Below are 7,892 nucleotides of genomic sequence, written 5' to 3' on the forward strand. Positions count from 1 at the left end.
GGGTGCGGGACGTGGCGCGGGCGAGCAGGATGCGGCGGGTGGGAGCGGGTACGTCGGAGCCGAAGGGCAGCAGACGGACGTCGCTACGGCGGCTGGTGAGGGCGAGCCGGGGAGCGAGGGCGATGCCGAGACCGGCGGCGACCATGGCCTGTGCCTCCTGGTAGTCGTGCGAGGCATAGGCGATACGCGGCTCGAACCCGGCCCGGCGGCAGCTGCGGCGCAGGACGTCAGCGACCGGATGGTTGTCGGCGCGGATGATCCATTCCTGATCGGCGAGGTCGCCGAGGCGCAGCGCGGGCAGGGTGCGCAGCGGGGAGTCGGCGGGGACGACCAGCACGGTCGGGTCATCGAGGAGGTGTGTGAGGGTCAGGGCATCGTCGTCGACGCGGTTCCATTCGTAGTCCCACAACAGCGCCTGCTCGACCTCGCCCGTGTGCAGCATCTCGCGCAGATGGCCGAGGACTCCGGCGCGTACCACGATCTGCACGCCGGGGTGACGGTGGCTGAACCGGGTGAGGGCGAGCGGCAGCAGCGAGGCGCTGGCGGTGGGGAAGGAGCCGAGCCTGAGGGTGCCCTGGTTGAGGTCGGCGAAGGCCTCCAAGTCGGCCTCGGCGGCGCGCAGTTCGCGGCGGATGACCCGGCCGCGCTCGGCCAGTGCGGCGCCCGCGGGGGTGGTGCGGATGCCGCGCGGCAGCCGTTCGATCAAGGGCTGCCCGGCCTCCCGTTCCAGCAGGGACATCTGCTGGGAGGCTGCGGAGGTGGTCATTCCCATCGCATCCGCGGCGGCGGTGAGCGAGCCGCGCTCGGTGGCCTCGGTGAGCAACAGCAGACGGCGCACGTTCAGCATGCAGGAGAGTTTAGCTGACCTAAACCATCCTGAAGAGATCTGTCATTGTGCCCAAGTCGTGCTTCTGCGAAGGTCTTCGCATTCGCCGAGTGGTTCACCGGATCGCAACACGCCCGTAACCGTCCGCCCGGCGCTCTCCTTCCCCATGTGACCCAGGAAGAGCTTGAAGCTGTGCACACTCCCGCGACTTTGGTACGTGGCGGCACCAGCAAGTGCTGGTTGTTCAGTCAGGTCGATGTCCCCGTCGACCGCAGTGAGTTGGAGAAGCTGCTGGTTGCCGCCTATGGCTCCACCGATCCGGTGGAGCTGGACGGGGTGGGCGGAGCGACACCGACCACCTCCAAGGCCGCCGTCGTCGGCGCCTCACCCGAACCCGGTGTGGACGTCGACTACCTGTTCGGGCAGGTCGGTATCGGCACCGGCACGGTGGAGTGGACCAGCAACTGCGGTAACTGCGCCACCGGCATCGCCCTGTACGCGGTGGCAAAGGGGCTCGTGCCCATCACCGGTGACCGCACCCGCGTGGTGATGCGGAACAGCAACACCGGTGCGCTGCTGGAAGGCGTGGTGGACACCACGGGCGGCAGGGTGCACGAGTTCGGCGACCAGACCGTACCGGGCACCCGGGCCGGCGGCGTGGCGGTCGGCCTCACCTTCCTCCACCCGGCCGGCGGCACCACAGGCTCGCTGCTGCCCACCGGGCGGGCGGTCGACGAGCTGCGGCTCGGTCCCGCAGCAAGGCCGCAGCGGGTGAGCATGGTGGACGCGGGTGCCCCCGTGGTTCTCGTGGACGCGCTCGACGCCGACCGCACCGGCGCCGAGACCCTGGACCAGATGCGCGCCGACGTGCCGTGGCTGCGCGCGGTCCGTCATACGGCCGCGCCGCTGATGGGACTCCTCAGGCCGGGTGAAACCCCCGGTGACGCGGTGCCCAAGGTGGGCCTGATCGGCCCTCCGGTGCCCTACACCACCACTCTGGGCGAGCCGATCGCCGCCGGCGACTACGACGTCTCGGTCCGCATGCTCACCATGAACGCCCCCCACCCGGCGATCGGTCTCACCTCCGCCGTCGCCGTAGCGGCCGCGGGCCTGCTGGAGGAATCCGTGGTCTCCCGGGCCGCCGCCGGACCGCGCGGCGAGTGGCTGCGCCTCGGCACCCCCGCAGGCGTCGTGGCGGTCTGCTGCTCCGACATCCACCAAGGCGTCCCCGAGCGGGTCACCGTACAGCGGGCCGCCCGGCTGCTCGCCGACGCACGCATCTACGTACCGGATCCGGGAGCACGCAAGGCTTCCTGACCGGGACGAATCTCACCTCGGGCGGCCGGTCCCCAGCCGTCCGCCCCCGGGGTGGCCTCGCGCCCTCGGGGCGCGCACTCCTGTCCCCTCCTGCACCAAGGAACAAAGATGTCTCCTGAAGTGATCTCCATAGGCGCGCTGCTGGTGATGTTCGTGATCGGCACCGTGCTGCCGATCAACCTGGGCATTCTCGCCTTCGTAGCGACCTTCGCGGTCGGCACTGCCTCGCTCGGCCTCACCGAGGACGAGATCTTCGAAGGCTTTCCGGTGAAGCTGTTCGTGACGATCGTGGGGGTCACGTACCTGTTCTCCGTCGCACGCCGTAACGGCACCATCGACCTGCTCGTCGCCGCGGGAGTGCGGCTGGTGCGGGGGAAGGTCGCGCTCATCCCCTGGGTGCTCTTCCTCGTCGCCGCCCTGCTGACGGCGTTCGGTACCTTTACCCCCGCCGCCGTCGCGATCCTCGTACCGATCGGCATGAACTTCGCTCACCGCTACAAGCTGAACCCGCTGGTGGTCGGCATGATGGTGATCAGCGGCGGTCACGCGGGCGCGTTCTCGCCGCTCGCCGTCTCCGGTGCGCTGGTGCTGGGCCTGGTCGACAAGACCGAGCTGCATGTCTCTCCCGTGGCGCTGTTCACCGCCAGCTTCGTGATCAATCTGCTGCTGTCGCTGCTCACCTACGTGCTGCTGGCGAAGCGTCCTGTTCCGCTGGCGGAGCAAGCCGACGCGACGAGAGAGAACGAAGACGTCGCCGTCTCCGGCAGGCCCGACTGGCGGCAGTGGCTGACCCTCGCCTGCCTGCTCGCCCTCGTCGTCGGGGCGCTCGGTTTTCAGCTGGAGATCGGCTTCCTCGCCCTGGGCGCGGGTACCCTGCTCGCCCTGGTGGACATGAAGCGACAGGAGAAGGCGGCCGACGGTATCAGCTGGTCCACCCTGCTGCTGGTCGCGGGCATGATGACGTACATCGCGATGCTGGAGAAGGCCGGGATCATCGAGAAGATCTCCGAGCACGCCGCGGGCCTGGGCGCCCCGATCGTCGTAGCCCTTCTGCTGTGCTTCACCGTGGCCATCACCTCTGCCTTCGCCTCCTCCACCGCGATCCTCACAGCGATCATCCCCATCGCCGTGCCGTTGCTGCTCTCCAGCCACCTCAGCCCCGCCGGACTGATCGCCGCCCTGGCGGTGTCCACCACGATCGTCGACACCTCCCCCTTCTCCACGAACGGTGCCCTCGTCCTGGCCAACGCGCGCGGCGTCGACGCCCGCCGCTTCTACCGCCAGGTCATCAGCTACACCGGCGGAATCGTCGCCCTCGGCCCCGTCGTCGCCTGGGGTGCCCTGGTCCTGCCCTGGTCGTAGACCCCCGCAGCGACGAAACGACGGACAGCCGCCCGGCGCGATCACCGCGCCGGGCACCGCCGCGATGTGACCCGGTTGCGGCTTCTCGGGTTCGGTGCCGGTGGGCGGCTCGGTCTGGCGAGGGGGTTCTCCGGGCAGGTAAGAGTGGCGGCATCCCGCTCGTTGACGAGCACGGCGTCCTAGCCACGCTCTTCGACCGTGCCCCGGCCGCGTACGCGGAGCGGTATTCCTGCTGCGGTCCGGACTCCTACTGATCATCCCCAGCGAGGTCGACCAGCGCCGTTGCGAGAACGCGGCGAACATCAAGAAGAAGCACCAGCCGATCGACAGCAACCGCACCGACTTCGTCACCCGGGCACGCCCCGCGCCGGGGATCGCCCGGCCACGCGGCAGGCACGGCCGCTGGGCGGCGTCATCGCCGGTCACTTCGGGGACCGGGTCGGCCGGAAACCCGTCGTTCGCGACTTCGGCGCCGAGCAGCGCCGCCTCCGGGGACGCCCCATATGTCGTACACCCAGCGCGTCAGCGCCCTCAGGGACTCCGCCTACCGGATCCGTATGCACGCGCTGGACATGGGGGAGACACAGGGCCGGGGCTACATAGGGCAGGCGCTGGGCGTGGCCGACGTCCTGGCCGTCGTCTACCTGTTCGCCCACAGTCTCTGGTGGCGGCCTTCTCCCCGCAACGTACACGGTGGCGGCCAGGTAGGACCTCGCCGCCACTCGCTGCTCGGCGCTTCTATTCAGAGGGTCGCTTCGGTGAGGTGCTCCACGGACGCCCAGGCGTCGAGGTGCTCCTGGTAGCGCCTGCGCAGGGTCTCCAGGCTGTGGCCTACGTGGAGGCGCTGCGGCGCGTTCGGCGTGCCGGCGATGGAAACAGCGGTCTCGACTGCGCGCCGACCGCGTGGTGTCGGCGGCCGCGCGCGCCGAAGCGGACGAGAACGGCACCGACCGTATCTTCCTGCTCGCCGGCGGCGTGACGGCTGCAGGAAGCAACGGATCGCTGACCGGGGCGGTCAAGGGCAAGTGTATGGGCTTGTGGTGGTCGCCGAACTGCCTCAGATCGGGGGTGGGGCGGGGGCACGACCGTGTTGTCGAGCATTGCTGGCGGCCTCGTGAGCACGACAGGCAGCAGCACAAGGCCACTGTGCCGCGGCCCGCCTGCCCTCACCCAACTATTGACCGGTCATAATCGCTGACGATGACAGGTCGTGCCTTCGGCACTCCCGGCTATCTTGCGCCCGAGCAGGCAGAGGGGCGGGAAGTGACACCGGACGCACCGATCCATGCGGCGCTCAACCATGGTTCGGGAGTTCATGGCTGAGCGCCCGGGGGCCGCCTGCGGCCGATGGCGGCGTTCCGGCGCCGATGCCCGCACAACCCACCCTGCACAACCCCGTATGACACGGAGTTGTGCACTGGACGGTGCTGGAGAAGCCGGCCGAGGCGGCTTGTGACTCGCGGTGTGACCCGGCGGCGTTACTAGGGTTTTTCCCGTCCTTGCCGACCGAGACTCTCACCGTGCCGCATCCGAGAGAACCCGCAGAACACGCCGTCTGACCCGAGCCGACGCCCCGCGTCCCGACCCGGGTCCAGGCCCAGGTCATTCCGACGGGGCGGCCGCCCATCCCCCGGGGCGGCCGCCCTCTGCGTGCACTCGCGCGGCCGCGCCGTGCCTCCGTGCCGGGCAGACGCTCGGTCCGTGACCACCCCGGCCCGGGCCCGGCCGAGAACAACCCGCATCGGTAACCGCTGTCGAGGTGACGTGAGATGGACAACGAACACAAGCTCAGGGACTACCTGAAGCGGGCCACCGCCGACCTGCGGCACAGCCGGCAGCGCGTCCAGGAACTGGAGGCCGCCGCCCACGAGCCCATCGCCATCATCGGGATGGCCTGCCACTACCCGGGCGGGGTGACCGACCCCGACGGCCTCTGGGACCTGCTCATCGACGGCAGACACGGCATCGGACCCTTCCCCGACGACCGCGGCTGGGACCTCGAAGCGGTCTCGGCCGCCGCCTCCGGCGGAGGCTTCCTCCACGACGCCACCGACTTCGACGCCGAGTTCTTCGGCATCAGCGCGCGCGAAGCGGTCGCCATGGACCCCCAGCAGCGGATCCTGCTCGAATCCACCTGGGAAGCCATCGAGTCCGCGCACATCGACCCCACCACACTGCGCGGCAGCGAGACCGCCGTGTTCATGGGCGCCATGGCCCAGGAGTACCGCGCCGGAGCCGAGGACGGCGCCCGCGGCCTGCACCTGACCGGCAACGCCGGCAGCGTCCTGTCCGGCCGTGTCGCCTACACCCTCGGCCTGACCGGCCCGGCCCTGACGGTGGACACCGCCTGCTCCTCCTCCCTCGTCGCCCTCCACCTCGCCTCACACGCCCTGCGCACCGGGGAGTGCTCCCTCGCCCTCGCCGGCGGCGTCACCGTCATGTCGACGCCCTCCACTCACTTGGAGTTCGGCCGCCAGGGCGGCCTGTCGGCCGACGGCCTGTGCCGCTCCTTCGACGACGCCGCCGACGGCACCGGATGGTCCGAGGGCGTCGGCGTCCTGCTGCTGGAGCGCCTGTCCGACGCCCGCCGCAACGGCCACCGCGTCCTCGCCGTCGTCCGCGGCTCCGCCGTCAACCAGGACGGCGCCAGCAACGGCCTCACCGCACCCAACGGCCCCTCCCAGCAACGCGTCATCGAACAGGCCCTGGTCAACGCCCGCCTTTCCGCCGACCAGATCGACGCAGTCGAGGCACACGGCACCGCCACCACCCTCGGCGACCCCGTCGAGGCCCAGGCCCTCCTCGCCACCTACGGCCGCGCCCGCACCGCCGAACGCCCGCTGCTGCTCGGCTCGGTGAAGTCCAACCTCAGCCACACCCAGGCCGCGGCAGGCGTCGCGGGCGTCATCAAGATGGTGCAGGCCATCCGGCACGGCATCGTGCCCCGCACCCTGCACGTCGACGAGCCCAACACCCACGTCGACTGGTCGGACGGCACCGTACGCCTCGTCACCGGCAACACCCCCTGGCCCGACACCGGGCAGCCCCGCCGCGCCGCCGTCTCCTCCTTCGGCATCAGCGGCACCAACGCTCACGCCGTCATCGAACAGGCCCCCGCCGACAGCACCCACGACCCGTCCGGCGAGGCCACGACCACCCCGGCGCCCCTCGCTCCCGTACCGCTCGTCCTGTCCGGCCGCACCCCGGGGGCCCTCGCAGCCCAGGCGGCCCGCCTGCGTACCGCCCTGGACCGGTCCGGCGAACCACTGCGACCGGACGTCCTGGCCCGCGCCCTCGCCACCACCCGTACCGGCTTCACATACCGTGCCGCCCTCGTCACGGCCCACCTCACCACCGTCTCGGCCGGCCTCACCGCTCTCGCGGACGGCACCCTCGCCCCCGGCCTGCTGAGACACACCGCGACGGACACCCCCGCCGCCTTCCTCTTCTCCGGCCAGGGCGCCCAACGCCTGGGCATGGGCCGCGAGTTGTACGACGCCTTCCCGGCGTTCCGCGTCGCCCTGGACGAGACGCTCGCCCTCCTCCCGCCCGGCGTACGCGACGTGATGTGGGGCACCGACGCATCCGCCCTGAACCGCACCGGCACCGCCCAACCCGCCCTGTTCGCCGTGGAGGTGGCACTCTTCCGCCTCCTCGAATCGTGGGGCGCACGGGCCGACTTCGTGGCCGGGCACTCCATCGGCGAGGTCGCCGCCGCCCACGTCGCCGGCGTGCTGTCCCTCGCGGACGCCTGCACCCTCGTCACCGCCCGCGCCTCGCTGATGGCCGACCTCCCCGAGGGCGGCGCCATGACGGCCGTACGCGCCTCCGAGGAGCAGATACGCCCGTATCTCACGGCCGACGTCGCCGTTGCCGCCGTCAACGGCCCGGCCTCCGTGGTCCTCTCCGGCCCCGCCGAGGCGGTGGCCGAAGCCGCCGAACGACTCGCCGCCGACGGCCACCGCACCACACCCCTGCGGGTCTCGCACGCCTTCCATTCGCCGCTGATGGACCCGATGCTGGCCGGTTTCGCCCAGGCCCTGTCCGGCATCACCTTCCACCCGCCGCGCATCCCGCTCGTCTCCAACCTCACGGGCGCCGTCGCCACCCCCGAGGACCTGAGTGACTCGGAGTACTGGGTCCGCCATGTCCGGGAGACTGTCCGCTTCGCCGACTGCCTGCGCACCCTGGACAGGCACGGCGTGCGCACCTTCCTCGAACTCGGACCCGACGGCGTGCTCACCGGCCTGGTCCCCGAGACGGCACCCGAGGACAGCGTCGCCCTCGCCACCCTCCGCAAGGACACCTCCGAGACCACCGCCCTGACCACGGCACTCGCCGCCCTGCACACCACCGGCGCCCCCGTCGACTGGACGCGCTACTTCGC

At 71.1% G+C, this 7,892-nt stretch carries 4 protein-coding genes; 3 read left to right on the forward strand and 1 reads right to left on the reverse strand.

Annotation, left to right across the window (positions count from 1 at the left end; translation table 11 throughout):
* The coding region (locus FPZ41_RS42560; RefSeq protein WP_152869775.1) for a LysR family transcriptional regulator at positions 1-847 on the reverse strand (847 nt) is incomplete at its 3' end.
* Positions 848-1,018: 171 nt separating this feature from the next.
* Between FPZ41_RS42560 and FPZ41_RS42565 the strand changes: the two genes are divergently transcribed.
* The 3 genes from FPZ41_RS42565 to FPZ41_RS42580 form a co-directional block, all read left to right on the forward strand.
* The gene (locus FPZ41_RS42565; protein ID WP_322621448.1) at positions 1,019-2,143 is read left to right on the forward strand and encodes a PrpF domain-containing protein; all 1,125 of its coding nucleotides are present in this window, start codon (positions 1,019-1,021) and stop codon (positions 2,141-2,143) included.
* 108 nt (positions 2,144-2,251) lie between these two features.
* A complete protein-coding gene (locus tag FPZ41_RS42570; RefSeq protein WP_152869779.1) occupies positions 2,252-3,505 on the forward strand; it encodes an SLC13 family permease in 1,254 nt (417 codons plus the stop codon).
* 1,769 nt (positions 3,506-5,274) lie between these two features.
* Positions 5,275-7,892 (forward strand): type I polyketide synthase (locus tag FPZ41_RS42580; RefSeq protein WP_152869781.1); only part of this gene is annotated, 2,618 nt, incomplete at its 3' end.

The sequence above is a fragment of the Streptomyces acidicola genome (assembly GCF_009377235.1).
GTDB lineage: Bacteria > Actinomycetota > Actinomycetes > Streptomycetales > Streptomycetaceae > Streptomyces > Streptomyces acidicola.